Source organism: Nisaea denitrificans DSM 18348 (assembly GCF_000426505.1).
Lineage (GTDB): Bacteria > Pseudomonadota > Alphaproteobacteria > Thalassobaculales > Thalassobaculaceae > Nisaea > Nisaea denitrificans.
The window spans coordinates 1-20,250 of sequence record NZ_AUFM01000003.1 but is presented as its reverse complement, the minus strand read 5'-3'; the positions used below and the strand labels follow the sequence as shown (position 1 = coordinate 20,250).

Annotated in this window: 5 protein-coding genes; all 5 read right to left on the bottom strand. The window is 63.9% G+C overall.

Going from position 1 to position 20,250, the window contains the following annotated elements; genetic code table 11:
- On the bottom strand, positions 1-2,543 hold a 2,543-nt coding region (locus K328_RS21925; RefSeq protein ID WP_051284234.1), incomplete at its 3' end, for a non-ribosomal peptide synthetase.
- Positions 2,540-4,357, bottom strand: coding sequence for a non-ribosomal peptide synthetase (locus K328_RS0100675; protein ID WP_028464329.1), 1,818 nt, complete (start codon positions 4,355-4,357; stop codon positions 2,540-2,542). The genes K328_RS0100675 and K328_RS21925, both read right to left, overlap by 4 nt.
- Before the next feature lie 19 nt (positions 4,358-4,376).
- On the bottom strand, positions 4,377-6,248 hold the full coding sequence (asnB, locus tag K328_RS0100670; protein WP_028464328.1) for an asparagine synthase (glutamine-hydrolyzing): 1,872 nt from the start codon (positions 6,246-6,248) through the stop codon (positions 4,377-4,379).
- Between the two features lie 2 nt (positions 6,249-6,250).
- The gene (locus K328_RS21920; protein WP_051284232.1) at positions 6,251-12,130 is read right to left on the bottom strand and encodes a type I polyketide synthase; all 5,880 of its coding nucleotides are present in this window, start codon (positions 12,128-12,130) and stop codon (positions 6,251-6,253) included.
- Entirely contained in the window at positions 12,130-20,178 is an 8,049-nt protein-coding gene (locus K328_RS0100660) for a non-ribosomal peptide synthetase (RefSeq protein ID WP_205620561.1), read from the bottom strand. Before K328_RS0100660 ends, K328_RS21920 begins: the two co-directional genes overlap by 1 nt.
- Positions 20,179-20,250: the final 72 nt, after the last annotated feature.

Here is a 20,250-nt window from a genome sequence, read left to right as displayed (position 1 = left end):
TCGAGGTACCCGTCGGCCAGGCCGTCGCCGCCGAGATGCAGCTCGCCCGCGATGCCCGTCGGGACGGGATTGCCGTCCGGATCGAGGATATGCGCCACGGTGTTGGCGATAGGATGGCCAATGGGGATCGAGGTCGCGTCCTCGGGAACTTCCGAGATGTGATGGCAGACCGCGAATGTGGTGCATTCGGTCGGCCCGTATCCGTTCAGAAGACGCCTCGGCGGCTTGGCCTCAAGCACGGCACGTATCCAACGCGGATCGAGAGCTTCGCCACCGACCAGCAAGGTGTCGAGTGTTGCAAAGAGGCTCGGGTCGATCTGGGCCATCCTGTTGAACAGGGTGGCGGTCAGGAACATCGTATTGAACCTGCCTTCGCGCAGCAGTATTGCGAAGCGATCGGGATCGAGGATGTCGTCGCGCTGCAGGAGTTCGATGGCAGCGCCGTTGAGGAGCGCGCCCCAGATCTCGAAGGTTGCTGCATCGAAGACGGGTGTCGCGGCCTGCGCGATCCGGTCACCGGGCTTGATGTCGATATAGTCGGTGTTGCGGACGAGGCGGGTGACGGCGCGCTGGGGCACCATGACGCCCTTGGGGCGTCCTGTTGAGCCGGATGTGTACATGACATAGGCGAGGCTAGCGCCGTCGCTTTGCGCGGAAGGAACATCCGCGTCACAGGCAGCGATCTTGTCCGCATCGCGATCCAGCAGCAGAGATGCCTGCCCGCCCTCGGGCAGCACGCCCGCCAGCGCCTCATGGGTGAGGACCAGCGTCACCTGCGCCTCCTCAAGCATGTAGCCGAGCCGCTCCGCCGGAAGATCCGGGTCGAGCGGCAGATAGGCCCCGCCGGTCTTCAGGGTGGCGAGCATGGCGACGATGAGATTGACCCCGCGCGGCAGGCAGAGCCCGATGACGGCGCCGGGCGCAGGATCGAAATGCTCTACGATATAGGCCGCCAGCTTGCCCGAGCGGTTGTCGAGTTCCGCATAACTGAGCTCGGTCTCACCAAAACGGAGGGCGACCGCGTCGGGTGCCGCCTGCACCATCTCCGCGAAGAGATCTGCCAGTGCGGCGTCACGCGGATAGGGGCTCTCTCCACCACTCCAGCCCACGATCTCGTCCCGCTCGGCCCGGGTCAGCAGCGGCAGACTGCCGACCGGCGCCTCGGGCGCCGCAAGCATGCTCTCCAGCAATCGTTCGAGATGGCGGCAAAGACGCTCTATGGCGGCCTTGCTTAAAAGGCTGGTGCTGTAGGTGAGGTTGAGGACGAGTCCCTCACCATGCTCTGCGAACTCAAAGAGGAGGTCGTATTTCGCCGTCTCCGGCCCGGCCTCGAACGGGCTGACTTTGAGATTGGCTACCTGCGCTTCCGCCGCGGGGACATTTTGCAGCGCGATCAGAACGTCGAAGAGCGGCGCTCGTGTGGCATCGCGCTCGATACCCAATTCGCCGATCAGTTCTTCCAGTGGGTATTGTTGATGGGCAAAGGCCTCAAAGGCGGTGCGCGTCACCTGATCAAGCAATGTTGTAAAGCCGGCAGCGGGATCCATCTGATCTCGCAGGGCAACGACATTCATGAACAGGCCGACAATCGTCTCCAGCTCCGCCCGGTCGCGCCCGGCGACCGGTGTGCCGACAATGATGTCGCGTTGATGGCTGTAGCGGTAGAGCAGCAGCTTGACCAAGGCGGTCAGAGCCATGAAGAGGGAGGCGCCGTGCCGAGTGGCTAATGTTTTCAGGCCGTGGATATGGAGCGGATCGAAGTCGTATCGACGGCTGGCTCCTCGATGCAGGACCTTGCGGGCACCGGGTATGTCCGAGGGAAGTTCAAGAAGAGCCGGGTCCGCCAGTTTGTCCAGCCAGTAGGTTTTGGCCGCCTCAATGGTCTGGCGCGCTTCCGGCGATCGTTGCCGGATCGCATAGTCCCCGTAAGTGAGCTTTGGCGCCGGGAGGGCCGATTTCGCTCCTGCCGCGTGTGCCTGATAGCGCAGGGCGAGTTCCTGTTGCAGCAATTCGAGCGACCAGGCATCGGCGATGATGTGATGGATGACCTGCGTGAGCACCCAATCCTCGTCCCCGAGTTTGCAGAGCCGCACCCGCCAGAGCGGAGCCCGGGCAAGGTCGAAAGGCATCGACGCATCGCTTTGGAGGAGATTGAGGCTGTCGGCTTCCGGGTCGTAGGCGTTGCTGAGATCGTTCTCCATCAGCGGCGGCGGCATGCGCGGCTCCACAACCTGACGCAGGGCGCCGTCCTGCATGGTGAAGCGGGTTCGCAGTATTTCGTGCTGCGCCATCATTCCGTCGAGGGTGGCCGAGAGGGCGGCCGTATTCACCGGGCCACGCAACCTGAGGGCGCGGGTGATGACATAGGCATCGGCTGACCGGTCCATCTGGGAGAGAACCCATATCCGCTGCTGTGCGAAGGATGCCGGGTAGCCTGGTTTTTGCATGTGCGTGGCGGAGCCAGACGCTTCGGGAGCGGGCTCCCTGGCGTCGAGCACGTCCACTTCGGCATCACTCAACGGGAAAAGTTCCGGTGTCGTCATGCCAGGCCTCCCGCTTCGTCCAACTGCTGGCAAGTGTGCTCCCGCTGCGCGCCGCGTGCGGCGAGTGCCCGGGAGAGGCCGCGGACCGTGCCGTCCGGAAACAGCTCCTGAAGCTTCGCTTCGACTCCGAAAGTCTGGTAGACGCGCGAGAGCACACGGATTGCCTTTAGGGAGTCGCCGCCGAGATCGACGAAGCTGTGCGTCACACCGACTTTCCCCAGCTCAAGCACCTCGCCCCAGAGTGCGGCCAAGCTGGTCTCGGTTTCGTTCGCAGGAGCGATAAAGGGAGCATCCTGGTAGAGCATCTCGGCGGGAAGAGGCAGGGCGCGGCGGTCGATTTTTCCGTGCAGGTTCAGCGGGAACTGGTCCATCTGCACATAGTGCGCGGGCTGCATGGTTGGGGGCAGCCAGTCCGCCAGATGCCGGCGGATGTCGGCTCCCGTGAGAGGCGTGCCGGCGATGAAATAGGCGGTCAGCCCGGGCTCCGCCGCCGATGAGCGGTGCGCGACGACGACGGCGGTTTCGATCCCGGCATGCTGCCGGATGGCGACTTCCACCTCCGCCAGCTCTATCCGGATGCCGTTGATCTTGACCTGCTGATCTTTTCGGCCGAGCAGCTCGACCGTATGGTTCTCCAGATAGCGGCCGATATCCCCGCTTCGGTAGATGATGTCGGGCGTGTCCGGTGTCAGGGGATTCTGGACGAAACTCTCTGCCATCAGTTCTGGCGCACCGAGATATCCCTTGCTCATGAAGGGCGTCTTGATGAAGATCTCGCCGATCTCTCCCGGATCGCAGAGCTCGCCTTCCTTGATGACCAGCAGCGCGCTGTTGGGGAGCGGTGTGCCGACCGGGACCATGCGTCCGGGCTCTCCCGGTGTCTCCGTGATCCGGTGAAATGCCTTGGCGAGGGTGGTCTCGGACGGGCCGTAAAGATTGGTGAGCTGGATGCGCTGCCCCATGAGCGCGTGCCAGCGCTGGACGTCCGCGCCGTAGAGCGGTTCTCCCGCCAGAAGCAGATGCTGCAGATCGGGAAGGTGCACTTCAGGTGTGGACCCCGCCGCTAGTTCCGTCATGAGCTGCCGGAAGAGCGAGGGCACGCAATGGACCAGCGTGGCCTTTGTGGTCTCTAACCAGCTAAGCAGGCAACGACTGTCGGTGCGGGCGTCGTGCGGCGGGATACAGAGCGTTCCGCCTGCCAGCAGCGGCGCGAGAATATCACGCAGGCTGACATCGAAAGTGGCGGGTGCGAGCTGGCTGATCCGGCTCTCCGCACCGAGCTGAAATTCTCCGATCTCCCAATGCAGGAAATGGCTGAGACCCTTCTGGCTGCCGAGGATCGCTTTCGGTATGCCTGTCGAGCCGGACGTGAAGATGATGTAGCTTGCATCGTCTCCCTCGGCCGTGAGTTCCGGGTTCTCAGGTCGGTCGAGTGACAGCTCCTCAAGGCTGCAAACCTTGAGGTCGGGTTGTTGCTCGACCGGCTGGTCGGAGATTGCCAGCACCGGATCTGCGACGGAGAGCATCTGCGCCTGACGCCGGGGCGGGGCCGCCGGGTCCAGAGGCAGGAAGACGCCGCCCGCCTTGGCCACGGCGAGAAGGGCGATCACATAGTCGACGCTGACCGGCATCGACAGGGCGACGACATCGCCCCGGCCCAGCGCGTGCTTTTCCGTCAGTCCGTGCGCGGCCCGATTTGCGGCCTCGTTCAATGCCGCGTAGGTGATCGTGCGTCCCGGTTCTTCTATCGCCGTCCGGATGCCGTTCGTGGCGGCGGTTTGCTCGAAAACGTGATGCGGGATCAACTTACTCATGGATACGGTCCTTGCGGGCTTACAAAGGGGGGACATCGAAGCACTCCCGGAAGAGTTCGAAGGAGAGGACGATCATCAGAAGGTCAGGCTCGAAGGTTGTGTTCAGCCGGAAGCCGGGCTGCCGATAGCGGGTCTTCAGACGCTCAACCGTGTCGGCGTTGAAATAACCGGCGCGTTTGATCCGTTTATGGCTCAGCAGATCCTCGACCCAGTCGGCGCCGTCCTGCAGCAGCGACGCGCTGGAGGGGGCGACAAAGCCGAATTTCTCGCGCTTGGTCACTTCCGGCGGCAGGCGGTGCGCGGCGAGACGGCGCAGCGGGTATTTCTCGGTCATGTCCTGGACAAGGCAGTCGGGCGGTGCCGTCCGCACCCACTCGATCACCTCGGGATCGAGAAACGGATAGCGGGCCTCGACCGAATGGGCATAGGCCACCCGGTCGCCGTGATCGGAGAGCAGATGGTCGGCCAGGCGGAGTTTGAAGTCGGCATAGGACCGCTGGTGCAGCGGGTGTCGCCCGATCATCTTTGAGCGGTCGAGCAGTGCGCCTTGGCAGCAATCGAAGGAGGCAAGATCGGCGGTGATTTCGGGCGCGTAGAGCGCAATCTTGATCTCCGCGAAGGCCCCGTAGTCGCGCTCGTAAAAGAAGTCGGGGTCGCCCCAGAGCCGTTCCTGGGTTTCGCGGGCGCTTTGTGCCTCGAGGCCGAAATCATCCGCGCCTGCACGGCGCTGCCGGTCGAGACGGTAGCCGACATAACCGCCGAACAGTTCATCCGCGCCTTCGCCCGTCAGGACGACCTTGAGGGCGTTGTTGCGCACCAGATTGGAGAGGGCGAGAGAGCAGGTGTTGTAGGATTCCTTGAGCGGCGCCTCGGCGTGCCAGACAGCCTGGCGCAGACGGGTCCGGATTGCCTCGCTGTCGAAGATCTCGGTGTGGTGCCGCGCACCGACCTGACGGGCGACCAGATCTTGCGGCTCTCGCTCGTCGATCAGCCGGTCGGTAAAGCCAATGGAGAAGGCATGACGTGCCCGGTTCAGGTTGTTTGCATGATCGTGCTCGCAGATCAGGGCGGCGATCAGCGAGGAATCGAGGCCCCCACTCAGATAAAAACCGACATCGACATCGGCCTGAAGGCGCCGGGAAACCGATCTCCGCAGCCGCTGATCCAGATCGTCGTAATCGGGCTTGGCCGCCGGATCGAGATCCATTGCCAGCGGGTAGTCGAGATCCCAATAGGGCTCGGAGTTCACCTTGCCGTCTTCCAGCGTCAGCAGGTGGCCGGGCGGCAGACTGCGGACGTCGGCGAAAAGGCTGTTCGGGCTCACCGGGCCGGGGAAGGTCAGCACCTGGTCAAGGCCTGTCAGATCGACCTTGCGGCTGACCATCGGATGTTCCAGGAGAGCCTTGATCTCGGAGGCGAAGAGCAGCATTCCGTCGCGGAAGACGTAGAAGAGCGGCGCAATCCCGGCCTGATCCCGGCCAAGCAGCAGCCGGCCGCGCGTCCGGTCATGCAGCGCAAAAGCGAATTGGCCGTTCAGCCGCGAGACGAAGGACGGGCCGAACTCTTCATAGAGATGCGGTAGCACTTCCACATCGACCCGGGCGCGGAAGCCGTGGCCGCGCTGGATCAGGTCGTCGCGCAGCTCCCGGTGATTGTAGATCTCGCCGTTGCAGACAACGGTGATCGCGTCGTCCTCGTTCCGGACCGGTTGCTCGCCACCCTCCAGATCGATGATCGCCAGCCGGCGAAAGCCAAGCGCGAGACCGGGCTCGATGGTGACGGACTCACTGTCAGGCCCCCGGTGCGCCACGGTACCGGTCATGCGCCGGAGAAGCGCCATGTCGAAATCGCCGGGCGCGCCCGGGTTATAACATCCAACAAAACCGCACATCCCTAGAACACCTCGTCGAGATTGAGCGCGCCGGAGAGGAAGGCCGCTTTCTCGGTGGCTGCCTCGGAGGCGGCTTCTCCGGTCCGCCTACCGAGCCGTGCACAGAGGGCGCGGACGCTTTGCTCCGGGTCCGCCGCCAGGCTCCGGAGCAGGATCAGATAACCGTCGGCAAGCGCCTGTATTGCTGCGGCATCATGGCGTTCGGTGTTGAAGGCGAACTCCATGGCGAGGCCGGAGGGAGCGTCGTTGACCATGACGTTCAGATCGAACAGCGTTGTTTCATTCTCGGCCATGAAGCTCTCAAGCTTCAGATCGCCAAGCTGCAGGTTCAGGTCCTGGCTCGGCATCAGATTGAGCATGGCGTCGAACAGTGGTGTGCGCCGTTCTGTGCCGGGGGAGGAGAGGTCCTCGACCAGCCGGTCGTAAGGGTAGGACTGATGTGCGAAAGCTTCGGCCACGGTGGTACGCACCTGACGCAGCAGATCCTTGAAGCTCTCGCGCCGGGTGACGCGGTCCCGCAGAACCAGATTGTTGAGATAAAGCCCGATCTGGCCGTCGAGCTCCGCCACCTCGCGGCCCGCAACAGGGGTACCGATGACGATATCTTCCTGGCCGCTGGCCTGGTGAAGCAAGACCTTGAAGGCTGCCGTCAGCACCATGAAAAGCGTGACCTGTTGCTCGCGGCAAAGATCCTCCAGAAGCTGCTGGTCCGTCCGCGCCAGAGTGACGAAGACCTGCCCGCCGTCGAAGCTGGTACTCCGGCTGGCAGGGCTTCGGTCGCCGAGGTTCAGGGCCGGTATCTCGCCCTGAAGCTTGTCCAGCCAATAGGCTTGGTGCTGTGTCATGGCCTCGCTTTCGATCTGCCTGTTCTGCCAGGCCGCGAAATCCCGGTACTGCAGCGTCAGCGGCGGATGCGCCGGTTTGGTGTCGTCGCGCAGCGCGCTGTAAGCCTCGTGCAACTCGCGCATCAGAACATTCAGGCTCAGGCCGTCGCAGACGATGTGATGCAGGCTGACCAGCAACACGTGATCCTCGTCCGACAATCGGAGCAGCTCGGCGCGCAGAAGCGGCGGCTGGGTCAGATCAAAGAGCCGCCTGGCTTCCGCTTTGGCGGCATCGCGCGCCGCTTCGACGGGATCCCGCGTACCCGAAAGATCGCGGACAGGTAGCATGAAGGGCAGCCCGGCTCGCACGCTCTGGCGCGGCTCGCCCTCGCGCGTCGCGAAGGCCGAGCGGAGACTTTCGTGCCGGTCAATGATGTAGGCGAATGCGCCACGTAGCGCCTCTGTATCCAGCGGTCCGCCAAGGCGCATATTATAGGCCATGTTGTAAGCGACCGAGGCTTCGCGGGATTGCGACAATATCCAGAGCCGTTTCTGGCCATGGGTCAGGGGATAGTCTGCGGCGGTCTCGGCGGGGGTGATGCTCTCCGTCTCTTCCGTGCTGTCTTCCGCCCCCTGATCTTGCTCGATCAAGGCGCTGAGCCCTGCCACGGTTGGGCTTTCGAAAAGGGTTTTAATCTGGAGCCGGCTGCCGAAGCGCCGGTTGATCTGCGCCATCAACTGTGTGCCGAGCAGGGAATCCCCGTTCAGGGCAAAGAAATCGTCATTCGGGCCGATTTTTTCGAGACCGAGAACCGCACACCAGATTGACGTCATGATTGTCTCCGTCCCGCATTCCGCACTCTCGTTATCGGAAGAAGAGGCGGCTTTTTCGCTCGCCTCGGGACGATGCTGGACTTGCTGACGCGCGAGCCGGGCCAAAAGGTCGCTGGTTGAGACTGCGATCTGGCCGGTCGAGGCGCTGTTGAACAGCAGGTCGAACGCGCGTGTTCCTTCCTCTGCCGTGATGGATGCCTCACGCAGCCGGCTTTCGAGTGCGGAGCCGCTGGTGCGTGTCGTCTCGAAATCCCATCCGTCCCAATTGACGCTGATCCAGTCCGCGTTGCCTGCGCGCTGACGGTCCCGGGCGGTGGCATCGAGGATGCTGTTGGCTGCCGCGTAAGCAGCGAAACCGAGTCCGCCCAGCACGGCAGAGAGGGAGGAGAACAGCATGAAGAAATCTGGGGGCGTTTCTTCGAAGATCTCTTCGAGAACAGCCAACCCGTCGACCTTGGCGTGGAACTCCCGTGCCCGCTCGGCGGCGGTGAGTGCAGCGATTTCGCGATAGCTTTCGGAAGCGGGCAGGGCTGCTGCGTGGATGACCCCGTCGATCCGGCCGAACGCGGCTTCGGCTCTGGCCTTTGCGCAGCGCATCTCTTCAGGATTGCCGACATCGGCAGGGAAGGCGAGCACGCGCCCGCCGCTCCGTTCGATCGCGGCGATATGCCCGGATTGTGTGTCTGTCGGGGTGGAGCGGCCGATCAGCACGAGCCGGGCGTCCGCACGCTCTGCGAGATAGGCTGCCAGCAACAGGCCAATCCGGCCAAGGCCGCCTGTGATGAGATAGACGCCCTGATTACGGAGCCGGATCGGCAGGCTTTCTTCAGGTGCGGTCGGGGAGGCGGGCTCGAATACTTGCCCCCATTTGTATCGGCCCCGTAAGGCGATGCGTTTCTCCGCGCTGGGGTTGGTCAGCAGGCGGATCAGCGCGTCGATACATGTGCGCCGTGCGTCCTTATCCTCGCCCGGATCGACGATGTCGACGCTACGGCAGGACAGGCTCGGGAATTCCTGGGGAATCACCATGGCCGGGCCCATCGCGGCGGCGGCGTGTGGAGAAAGTTCTTCCTCGCCATACACATCTTCCACGCCGCGGCAGACGAGTGTGATTTCCGCCTGCTGTCCGGTGTCGTGCTCCGAAAGTGCCTTGGCCGTTGCAATCAGGCTCTGGAAAACGAAGCCGTCCTGATCCGGATCGTCGGGCACGAGAGACCATAGGTGCACGATGCGGGCAGGCGTCTTTCCATCGCGGGAGAGTGCGTCCAGCATTGCGGTGAAATCCTGATGCGCTGTCGGGCGCACCAGAAAGGAGTCTGCTGTGAGGCTGAAAAAACCGGGGCCTCTACGGACCGTGACGACATGCTCGCCCCGCGCTCGCAGGCGCTCGGCAAGTGCAAGACCGAGCCCGTCACCATCGCCCAGCAGGAGCCAGGGAGATTTGTCCTCGGTGACGGCGTGTCCCCCGTCACCCCAGGGAAGACGTTTCCAGGTGGGGGTGTAGAACCATGTGGCGACATCTGCGCGTTTTCCGGTCTCCGGCTCCGGCGCGGCGATTTCGGCGGTGGCTCCCGCATCGACCCAGTGGCGCGCACGTTCGAACGGGTAGCCGGGCAGCGGTACCCGGCCGCGTTCCGGCTCGGAGATATTGTCCCAATTGACATCGGTCCCCGCGCACCAGAGCGCGCCGAGACTTGCAAGCAGGACACGATGGTCTTCGGTCCCGCTTCCGGCAGAAGGCAGGGAAGAGAGCGCGCGTGTTTTTGGTCCCGCGATGCGGCTGGCCATACTGGCCAGAGCCCGGCCCGGCCCGATCTCCAGGAACACGGCGTCGGGATAGTCTTTCAGAACGCATTCGATCCCGGCGGAAAAGGCGACAGGCGCGCGCAGATGGCGCTGGTATGCGGCTGGATCACGCGCTTCTTCGGCGGTGATCCAGGTCCCGGTAACATTGGACACGTATGGGATTGAGGGCGCGTTCAGCGTGTGGCGTCCGATCTCGCGCGCGAAATCCTCCAGGATCGGCTCCATCAGGGCAGAATGGAAAGCGTGGGAGACAGACAGTCTTTGCGCCTGATGACCCGTTTCTTCTAGCCGTTCGGAGAGCGTGTCGATCGCGTCGCTGGTGCCGCTCACTACGCAGCGGTTGGGCGCATTGATGGCGGCAATCTCGAGCCCATCGCCGAGGAATTCATCCAGCTCCCGGGGGGACAGTGCGACAGCCAACATGGCGCCGGATGGCGCGGACTGCATCAGGCGGCCGCGCGCGGCGACCAGCGCCAGCGCGGTATCAAGATCCATCACACCGGAAAGGCAGGCGGCGACATATTCACCGAGGCTATGCCCGATCAGCGCCGTCGGCTCCACGCCCCAATGGCGCCAGAGAGCAGCCATTGCGTATTCGACGCTGAAGAGGGCGGGCTGGGCGATGGCCGTCTGACGTAGCCGGTCCACTGCCTCTTCCTCGTCCACCCCCGGTTCGGGATAGAGCAGGCCGCGCAGATCAAGTCCAAGATGGGGGTTCAAGCCGTCGGCGCACTCATCAAGGGCGGCGCGGAAAACCGGCTCGTCCTGGTAGAGGGCCCGAGTCATCCCCGGATACTGGCTCCCCTGTCCGCTGCACAGGAACACGATGGGCGGTGCATTCTCCGACGTGACGGAGGAGGCGGTGGCATCGGTCCGACGCAACGCCTCGCGCGCTTCTGCACTGTCCCCGGCGATAACGGTGGCGCGGTGGCTGAATGCCCGGCGTCCGCGTTGCAGCGTGAAGGCGGTATCGCCAAGGGGCTCTTCCGGATGGGTTTCCAGCCAGGACGCCAATCCCTGAATGCGTTCGGCAAGAGCCTGTTCACTCCGCGCACTGACCGGCAAGAGCTGGAGCGGCCGCGCGTCAGGGCAGGTTTCTCTTGCCGGCGCTTCCTCGAGAACCACATGGGCGTTGGTGCCGCCGATCCCGAATGAACTGACGCCAGCCCGCCGTGGTGTGCCATCAGCCGATGCCGACCAAGGACGGACGGTGTCATTCACTGTAAAGCCGGAAGCGGGTAAGTCGATTTCCGGGTTCGGACGCTGGAAGTGCAGGCTCGGCGGAATTTCGCGATGCTGGAGGGCCATCGTGGTCTTGATCAGGCCTGTGATGCCGGCCGCTTCATCCAGATGGCCGAGATTGGTTTTCACCGAGCCCAGATGGCGTTCCATATCGCTGGCGCCGAAAACCTGGTTGAGCGCCGCGATCTCGATCGGGTCGCCGAGCGGGGTGCCGGTGCCGTGGGCTTCGATATAGCCGACGCTCGCGGGGTCGACCTCTCCGACCTCCTGCGCTTCGGCTATGACCCTTGCCTGACCGTCGACGCTGGGCGCGGTGTATCCGGCCTTGTGAGCGCCGTCATTGTTGACGGCAGAGCCCCGGATGATTGCGTGGATGCGGTCGCCGTCGGCCACAGCGTCGGCCAGCCGCTTGAGAACAACGATGGCCGCCCCATTGCCGCCAACAGTCCCCTTGGCGTCGGCATCGAAAGCGCGGCAATGGCCGTCCGGGGAGAGGATACCGCCCTCCTGGTGGAGATACCCCGTTTGCTGCGGAACCTGGATCGACGCCCCGCCCGCCAGTGCCATGTCGCACTCGAAGCCGAGCAGGGACTGGGCGGCGAAATGCACGGCCACGAGCGATGTCGAGCAGGCGGTGGTGATGCAGACGCTGGGGCCCGTAAGGTTCAGCTTGTAGGAAATCCGGGTTGCCAGATAATCCTTGTTGTTGCCGATCTGGATCGGTAACTCGCCGCTCCCGGCGAGTGCGGCTCGATTGGGATAGAGGTTGTTGAGCAAATAGCTGCTAGGCCCGCAGCCGACATAGACTCCGATGCTGCCGTCATAGCGCTCCGGATCGTGGCCGCTGTTTTCCAGCGCGTTCCAGGCCAATTCCAGCATGACCCGGTGTTGCGGGTCGGTGATCCGGGCCTCGCTCGGAGGCATCTGGAAGAAGGCTGAGTCGAACATCTCGATGTCGGGGAGCGCACCATTCACCGGAACATAACCGGGTTGAGCGGAAAGCTCTTCATGAACACCCGCGGCGCGCAGGGTATCCGGATCGAAACGTGTCAGTCCCTCGCGCCCTTCGCGCAGGAGCTGCCAGAGGGCTTCCACCCCGTCCGCCTGCGGAAAACGCCCGGCCATGCCGACGATCGCGATCAGGTCCCGCTCCGGAACTGTGTTTTCTGCCGTCATCAGGGTCTCGCTCCTTGTTGTTTGCCACGTGTTCGCGATGCTTTTCGTCCGCGCGCGGCCCCGCGCCGTTTTGCCGCCCGGTCGGTGCCGTCGCTGGCGGCCTTTGCTCCGCCGGAGCTCTCTGCCGAAGCTTCAAGAGCCGCCGCCAGGGCGGCCGGTGTCGGGTGCTGGAACAGCAGGACGATGTTCAAATCGCGTCCCAGAAGGGCCTGAATGCGGGCGCGCGCCCGGACGGCGAGCACGGAATGCGCGCCGTGCTCGAACACGTTCTGTTCGACACCGAGCCCCGGATGGCCGAGCAACTCGCGCCAGATGGAGAGGACTTGTTCTTCCAGCTCTGTTCCCGGTGCCCGTCCGGCTTGGTCTGTCGAGATCGTCGCCGGATCGGGTAAGGCGCGGTGGTCAAGCTTGCCGTTGATCGTCAACGGCAAATGCTCAAGCGCGATGAAGCGGGACGGAACCATGTAGGCGGGAAGCTGTGCCTGCAGATGACGGCGTAGGTCCTCGGTGGAGAGGGACGCCTTGTGCGGCACGTAATAGCCGACGAGGGATCTTTCACCGTCCCGTTCATGGATGATGATGGCAGCCTCGCGGATGCTCTCATGCTGATTGAGACAGGCGGAGATCTCGCCAAGTTCAATACGGAAGCCGCGTATCTTCACCTGGCTGTCGAGACGGCCGAGATATTCGAGCTCGACATCATTGCGCCGCCGCACCTTGTCGCCGGTCCGGTAGAGCCGTTCGCCCGGCCGGAAGGGGTTCTCGATGAAGCGCTCGGCCGTCAGGTCAGGGCGGTCCAGATAGCCGACGGCAAGGCCGGCGCCGCCGACAAGCAGCTCGCCCGGAATTCCGTCCGGCACGGGTTCCAGAACGTCATTCAGAACATAGAGCTGCAAATCGGGGATCGGCTCGCCGATCAGGCTGGCCGGTCTTTCCGCGTCGGAGGCGGAAAGCGGCCGATAGGTGACGTGAACTGTCGTCTCGGTAATGCCGAACATGTTCACGAGTTGCGGAGAGCTGTCGCCGCGTCGTTCGAACCAGGGCCGCAGCATCGTCGGATCGAGGGCCTCGCCGCCGAAGATCACATAGCGCAGGCCAAGCGGAGTGGTCTGCTCCGGATCGGCCAGCAGCAATTGCCGGAAGGCCGAAGGGGTCTGGTTCAGAACTGTGACCCGTTCCCGTTCCAGCAGCTCAAGGAAGCGGTCGGGCGCGCGGCTGACATCGAAGGGAACGATAACCAGCCGGCCGCCATGCAGAAGCGCGCCCCAGCTCTCCCAGACCGAGAAGTCGAAGGCGAAGGAATGGAACAGGGTCCAGACATCTTCCGGACCGAAGCCGAACCAGTGGTCCGTCGCGGTGAAGAGACGCATCGCATTGGCATGGGTGATCACGGTGCCTTTTGGTTGCCCGGTACTGCCCGAGGTGTAGATGACATAGGCCGCACGGTCCGGGCTTTGCGGAAGGTCCGGATTGCTGTCTTCCTCCGCATCCCGAGCAGCTTCCTCGTCCAGCAGGCAGAGTGTGCAGTTCCCCTCCTCGGCGAGCGATGCGAACTCATGGCACGTGACAAGGACCGGCGCCTGCGCGTCTTTCAGGATGAAGTCGAGACGCGCCGCCGGGGCGTTCGGGTCCAGCGGCAGATAGGCCCCGCCGGCCTTCAGGATGGCGAGCATCCCGACGATCAGCTCCGGGCTGCGCGGCAGACAGAGTCCGATCAGTGGTGCTGCGCCGCCGTCGGGTATGTTGATCAACGTGCTAAGGCGGCGGGCCAGACGGTTCGCCCGTGCATTCAGTTCCGCATAGCTCAGTCGTGTCTCGCCGTCGCTGACCGCGATGGCCTCAGGACTGGCTGCAGCCTGGATCTCGAACCATTCCGTCAGGCTCTGGTGAGCAGGCTCGATGGACGCATCGGGAGCGGCTCTGGTGAGTAGCGTCGACCGCGCGTCGCGGGTAAGAAGCGGAAGGCGCCCGATGGAATCGCGCGGGGTTTCGAGGGCGCTTTCCACGAGCGTCATCCAACAGGTGAGCTGACGCGCGATGCTGGCTTCCTCGAACAGATCGCGGTTGAAGCGGAGTTCCACCTGCAACCCTGTATCTGTCTCCGCGAAGCTCCAGAGCTGGTCGAACTGGGTCGTGCCGTAATCGAGCGAGAGGGAGGAGACATCCAAGCCGGGAAGATCGAAGGCGACATTCTCCGTGTTCTGGAACGCGACCATCACGTCGAACAGCGGATTGCGGCTGGGATCGCGCGGCACATTGAGGTCGCGCACGATCTCGTCGAACGGATAATCCTCATGGGCATAGGCCGCGATGGAAGTCCGCCGCACCCGGTCGAGAATGTCAGAGAAGCTTTCCGCCCCGCTCATCCGGTCGCGCAGGACCAGGGTGTTGACGAAGAAGCCGATCTGATGCTCCAGGTCGACATGGCCGCGCCCGGCGGCTGGCACGCCGATGCTGATATCGTCCGCGCCGCTGATCCGGTGCAGGAAGATCTTCACCAGCGCTGTCAACACCATGAAGAGGCTCGTGCCGTGTGCTCTGGCGAGGCCGTTCAGAGCGTCCAGCGTGCCCGCGTCGAGTGTTTGCCGGAGTTTCCCGCCGTTATAGGTTTTGACCGGTGGGCGCGGGAAATCGGTCGGCAGATCCAGGGGCGGAGGCAGGTCACCCAACTGGTCGCGCCAGAAATCGCGATGCTCCTCGGTCCGCTTGGCAAGGCGCCCGGACTGCCAGGCGACATAGTCGCGGTGCTGGATCGGGAGTGGCGCCAGGCTTGCGTTGCGGCCTTCGGTTTCAGCCCTGTAGAGCGCAACGACCTCTCGGACCAGCACGTCCATGCTCCAGCCGTCCGAGACGATGTGATGCATGTTGAACAGCAGCACATGATCGTCCGCGCCGAGCTGGAGAAGATGCAGCCGAATGAGCGGTGCCCGCGTCAGGTCAAACCCCCGGCCCGCGTCGGTAAAGGCGCGTTCCCGTGCCGCTTCGAGCGGGTCGGGCGCGTCGCTCAGGTCGGTAAGCTCGACGGGTGGCTCGCCCGGAGCCTCGATCCGCTGGCGCAAAGTGCCGTCACGTTCAATGAACGCGGTTCTGAGACTCTCGTGGCGCGCGATGACGGAGCCGAAGGCGGACCGCAGGCTCTCCACATCGAGCGGTCCCCGGACCCGGAGGCTGTCGACCATGTGATAGGCCTCGCCCCCGTCCATCTGGGAGAGGAACCAGAGCCGTTGCTGCGCATAGGAGACAGGATAATCCTCCGCATCGGGCAATTTGGAGATCGGGGCGGCGTCGGCATCCTCCTGCTGGTCGAGCAGCTCCGACAGGGCCGTGATGGTCGGGTTATTGAAGATATCGCGCAGGGTCAGCTCCTTCCGGAGACGGTCCTGCAGACGGCTGAGCACCTGTGTCGCCTTGAGGCTGTGTCCACCCAGCTCGAAGAAATTCTCCTCCGTGCCCGGCGGTGCGATGCCGAGCACTTCCGCCCAGATTTCCTGCATGGCGGTTTCGGTCGGTGTGGCGGGCGCGGATCCCGTGCCTGAAGCAAGCGTTTGCACCCGCGGTGCCGGAAGTGCCTGCCGGTCGACCTTGCCGTTCGGCATCAGCGGGAAGCGATCCATCACGACAAAGCCGGACGGGATCATATGCTCCGGCAGACTGCCTTTCAGTTCCTGGCGTAGCCGGGGCAGCAGGTGACGGGTAAAGCTTTCGCTCAGTGGGTTGTTGGTCAGTCCGGCAAAGGCATCGTCCGACGGCAGTGAAGACAGAGTCTCCGTCTTCTCCATCAGACTGGACCAAGCGCCGGCGATTGGGGCGTGGCCCTTCGGCCGGACCAGCACTGCGAGCTCGCCGCAGTCGCTTTCGGGCTCCCAGAAGATCTCGACCGTTACCGGCAGTGTCTCCTGCAGTCGCCAGAGAACTTCGGGGTCGAGCCCCTGTCCCGCGGCCGCCTGCATCCGTTTCCGTGCCGCTTCGACCGTATCGGCCGGCTCCGCCTCGTCGAGCCAATCGAGCAGAGAGCGCATCCCGTCGAGCCGCGCGTTGGGAATGTTGCGAAGCGCGAGGAGACCGTCCTTCGTCTCAAGCCGGTTCTGGATCGCGTCCAGGCCGGGACAATCGGTCCGCCAGTCCTCCCAGTCGATTGGGGGAGGAGCGTCTTCCTTCGTTCCGACGCGGATCACCACGTCATAGCGGAAGCAGGTCATCTCGTTATGGACCGCGCCGCGTTTCGGCCGGATTTCCACACCCGCGACACGCGGTAATATTTGGCCGAGCAATTCGAAGAGGGCGGGCGCGACGGCAAGCTCCTGCTCGCGCGCCAGATGATCCTCGATCCGCTCCGAAAGGTCGGCACTGGTGAGGTCGGGCTCTGCCTTGAAGCATTGCACCGCGCTGTGATAGCCGCGCAGAAGCGGCAGACTCCGAACGTCCCCGACGAAGATCGCACCGCCATCGGCGCACCGCTCGACGGCTTCGCGGAGAACGGTCAGCAGATAGTCGTGGTTCGGGAAGTACTGGATCACCGAATTCAGCACGAGAGTATCGAAGCTGCCCGGTGCGATCCCCTGGAAATCATCGGCAGTCTGCGCCCGTAGCTCGGCCCGGCTCAGTCCCTCGACCGGGAGTCGGTTTTGCCGCACCCGCAGCTGCTCGATGGCGACCGCCGAAAGGTCCGTGCCGAGATAGCTCTCGCATTCCGGCACGAGGCGGTAGAGCAGCAGGCCGGTGCCGCAGCCAATTTCCAGCAGGTGCTTCGGGGCAACCTCCAGGATCCGCGAAATTGCGTTATCCACGCATTCCCGCATTTCTTCCGCCGAAAGCGGCTCGCCCGTGAAGGTGCTGTCCCACCCGATCGTGTTGAAGGTGGCATCCTCTTCGGCGACGCTTTCGTCCGCGTAGCTGGCCTCGTGCAACTCCTTCCAGAGCGCGACCTGATCCTGCACCAGCTCCGACGCCTCGGCGCTGGGCATCCGGACTTGCAGATAGGCGGCGAGGCGGCGCTCACCCCGGGGATCCTGATAGTCCTGAACCAGAACTTCGCGGATCTCATGGTTGCGGGCGATGGCCGCTTCGATCTCGCCCAGCTCGACCCGGAAGCCCCGGATTTTCACCTGCCCGTCAATACGGCCTAGATATTCGAGATTGCCGTCAGGCCGCCAGCGCCCGAGATCGCCGGTGCGATAGAGTGTGCTACCGAAGGTCTCATCAGTGTGGGGATTGGCAACGAACGCCTCGGCGGTCAGCTCCGGACGGCGCCAGTATCCGTCCCCGACACCGATGCCGCTGACACAGATCTCGCCGGGCACGCCAATCGGCTGCAGCTCGAGTGACTCTCCCAGGACAAGCACGGAGATATTGTCGACGGGCATGCCGATCGGAACCGTGACCTGTTCAGCCGGAAGCGGTACGTCGATCACGCTCTGGCACACATCGTCTGCGGCTTCTGTTGGGCCGTAGGCATTGATTAGCGGGATATCCGGCCAGATCGACAGCCAGCGATTTACAAGAGCAACCGAGACGGCCTCTCCCGTAACCATCGCCGCGCTCAGATCGGGCATCGCTCTGCGGTCGTCCGGCAGGCCGTCCGCCTCGTTCATCAGGCTTTCGAGAACCACGGGCACCAGCTCGATCAGGCTGACGTGGCTTTCCCTTATCAGGGAGAGCAGAGCGCGCGGAGAGGCAACTGTCTCGAAATCCGCGAAGACAACACGGCCGCCGACCAAGAGCGGCCCCAGGCATTGCCAGACCGAGATATCAGAGGATGCGGGCGCGCTTTGCAGGATGGCCCCATCGGCGCCGAAATCGAGCAGGCGAAACTCGGCGAAGATGTGGTTCAGGGCTCCTTCGTGACGCACCAGCGCGCCTTTCGGCCGCCCCGTCGAGCCCGATGTATAAAGCAGGTAGAGCGGATCGCGGGGGCCGCTGGTGACAGATGGGTTTTCGTCCGTTTGTGCGGAGAGTGCGCTCGCCATATGCACCCGGATCCCGACAGGGCTGTCCCCCAGTGTCGTATTGCCACTGACGAGAATCACATCGCCGACAGTCTCCGGCAGGCCATCTTCCGCAAGTGTCGCGAGACTGTCCCCGTCTGCCACAAGTATGGCGGCGGTGCTGTCTTCCAGCATGTGACGCAGCCGAGCCCCCGGATAGGCCGTGTCGAGCGGCAGGAACATTCCTCCCGCCTTGATGATTCCGAGCACACTCGCGAGATAGTCGAGGCCGCGCGGTACCAGAATGGCGACCGGGTCACCCGGCGCGATATCCAGTGCGATCAGAAGATTTGCGAGCCTGTTCGCGCGCCGGTTCAGCTCCGCATAATCGAGGCGGATTCCGTGCGCCTCGGCCGCCACGCGCTCCGGCGAGGCGGAGACCTGGTGCTCGAACGCTTCGGCGAAACTCTGCGCGACGGGATGCGCAATGTCCGGCCCGTTCGACAGGGCCAATACCGCCGTCCGTTCGTCCATCTCCATCAAGGGCAGCGCGTCGACCTTCGTCTCCGGTGCCTCGGCGATCGCCCGCAACAGCACCGTGAGGTGACCGACCATGCGCTCGACCGTGTCATGGTCGAAGAGGTCGCGGTTGTATTCGATGACGCCCTGCAGTCCGTCATCCATGTCCCAGAAATCCAGCACCAGATCGAACAGGGCGGCACGCCGATCGATATGGACGGGGCTTAATTGCAGGCCTTCCACCTCGCTCTGCTCAAGCGGCATGTTCTGCAGCGCCATCATGACCTGGAAGACCGGATTGCGGCTGAGGTCGCGATCCGGCTGCAGCTCATCGACCAGATGCTCGAAGGGGAGATCCTGATGGGCATAGGCGTCCAGCGCCGTCTCGCGGATGTCAGAGAGAACAGCCTCGAAGGAGAGATCCCTTGAGACAGTGCTGCGCATGACGAGGGTATTGACGAAGAAGCCGACCAGCTCCTCGCTCTCGGCTCTGGTGCGGTTGGCGATGGGGGAGCCGATGACGATGTCGTCCTGGCCGCTATAGCGGTACAGCAGCGTGGCGAAGCCGGCCAGCAAGGTCATGAACAGGGTGACGTTATGCGTCCGGCTCAACTCTTTCAGCCTGTCGCGCGTCTCCGCGTCGATGGTGAAACGAAGGCTCGCCCCCTGGAAGCTCTGCACGGCCGGGCGTGGCCGGTCTGTCGGCAGGGAGAGCATCGGCGGTGCATCGGCAAGCTGGCCGCGCCAATAGGAAAGCTGCTTCTCCAGCACATCCCCGGTGAGCCAGTCGCGTTGCCAGGCAGCGAAGTCCGCATACTGGACCGGTAATGGCGGAAGGGTCTCCGGCACGCCTTGCAAATGCGCTTTGTAGGCATGGGCGAGTTCGCGGGTCAGGACGTTCAGCGACCAGCCGTCGATGATTATGTGATGCACGGTCAGGAGCAGGACATGCTCTTGCGGTCCCAGGATGACGAGTTCCGCGCGCAACAGGGGAGGCGCACCGAGATCGGTGAATGGCGCGCGTGCGGCCCTTTCCGCCTCTGCCAGCATCGCGGTCTCGCGTGCATCCACCGGCGTTCCGGTAAGGTCGATTTCCTGCAAGGGCACGTCGAGATGGTCGAGGATGACCTGAACTGGCTCCCCATAGTCGTTCCGGAACGCGGTACGCAGCACCTCATGGCGCGCGACCAGTTGGTCGAATGCCTGTTGCAGCGCGGTCCTGTCGAGCCGGCCCTTGAGGCGTAGCGCGAGTGGTGTGTTGTAGAACGGGTTGTCCGGCTCCAACTCGGCGAGGAACCAGAGGCGTTGTTGCGCGAAGGAGAGGGGGAGCGTGTCGCGGTCCTCGCGCCGAACAATCGGCGGCGGTGGCGTGCCGCGTCGCTCGCGCTCGATGGCGGCGGCCTGGTTGGAGAGTGCCGGGTGCTCGAACAGCAGGCGGAGAGCGATGTCTGTGCCGAAGGCGGCGCGGATGCGGGAGAGCAGCTGTGTCGCCAGCAGGGAATGACCGCCGAGATCGAAGAAGTTCTCCGACCGCCCGATGGCGCCTGTCTTCAGCACATCCGCCCAGAGGCCGGCGAGCAGCTCCTCGCCCGGCGTCACGGGCACAGCGGACCCGCTCCGCTCAACCATGTCCGGCACGGGCAGGGCTTTGCGGTCGAGCTTGCCTGTGACGGTGAG

Coding starts and splice junctions, on each gene's coding strand:
- K328_RS0100675 (WP_028464329.1), bottom strand. CDS start 4,357: ATGAGTAAGTTGATCCCGCATCACGTTTTCGAGCAAACCGCCGCCACG.
- asnB (WP_028464328.1), bottom strand. CDS start 6,248: ATGTGCGGTTTTGTTGGATGTTATAACCCGGGCGCGCCCGGCGATTTC.
- K328_RS21920 (WP_051284232.1), bottom strand. CDS start 12,130: ATGACGGCAGAAAACACAGTTCCGGAGCGGGACCTGATCGCGATCGTC.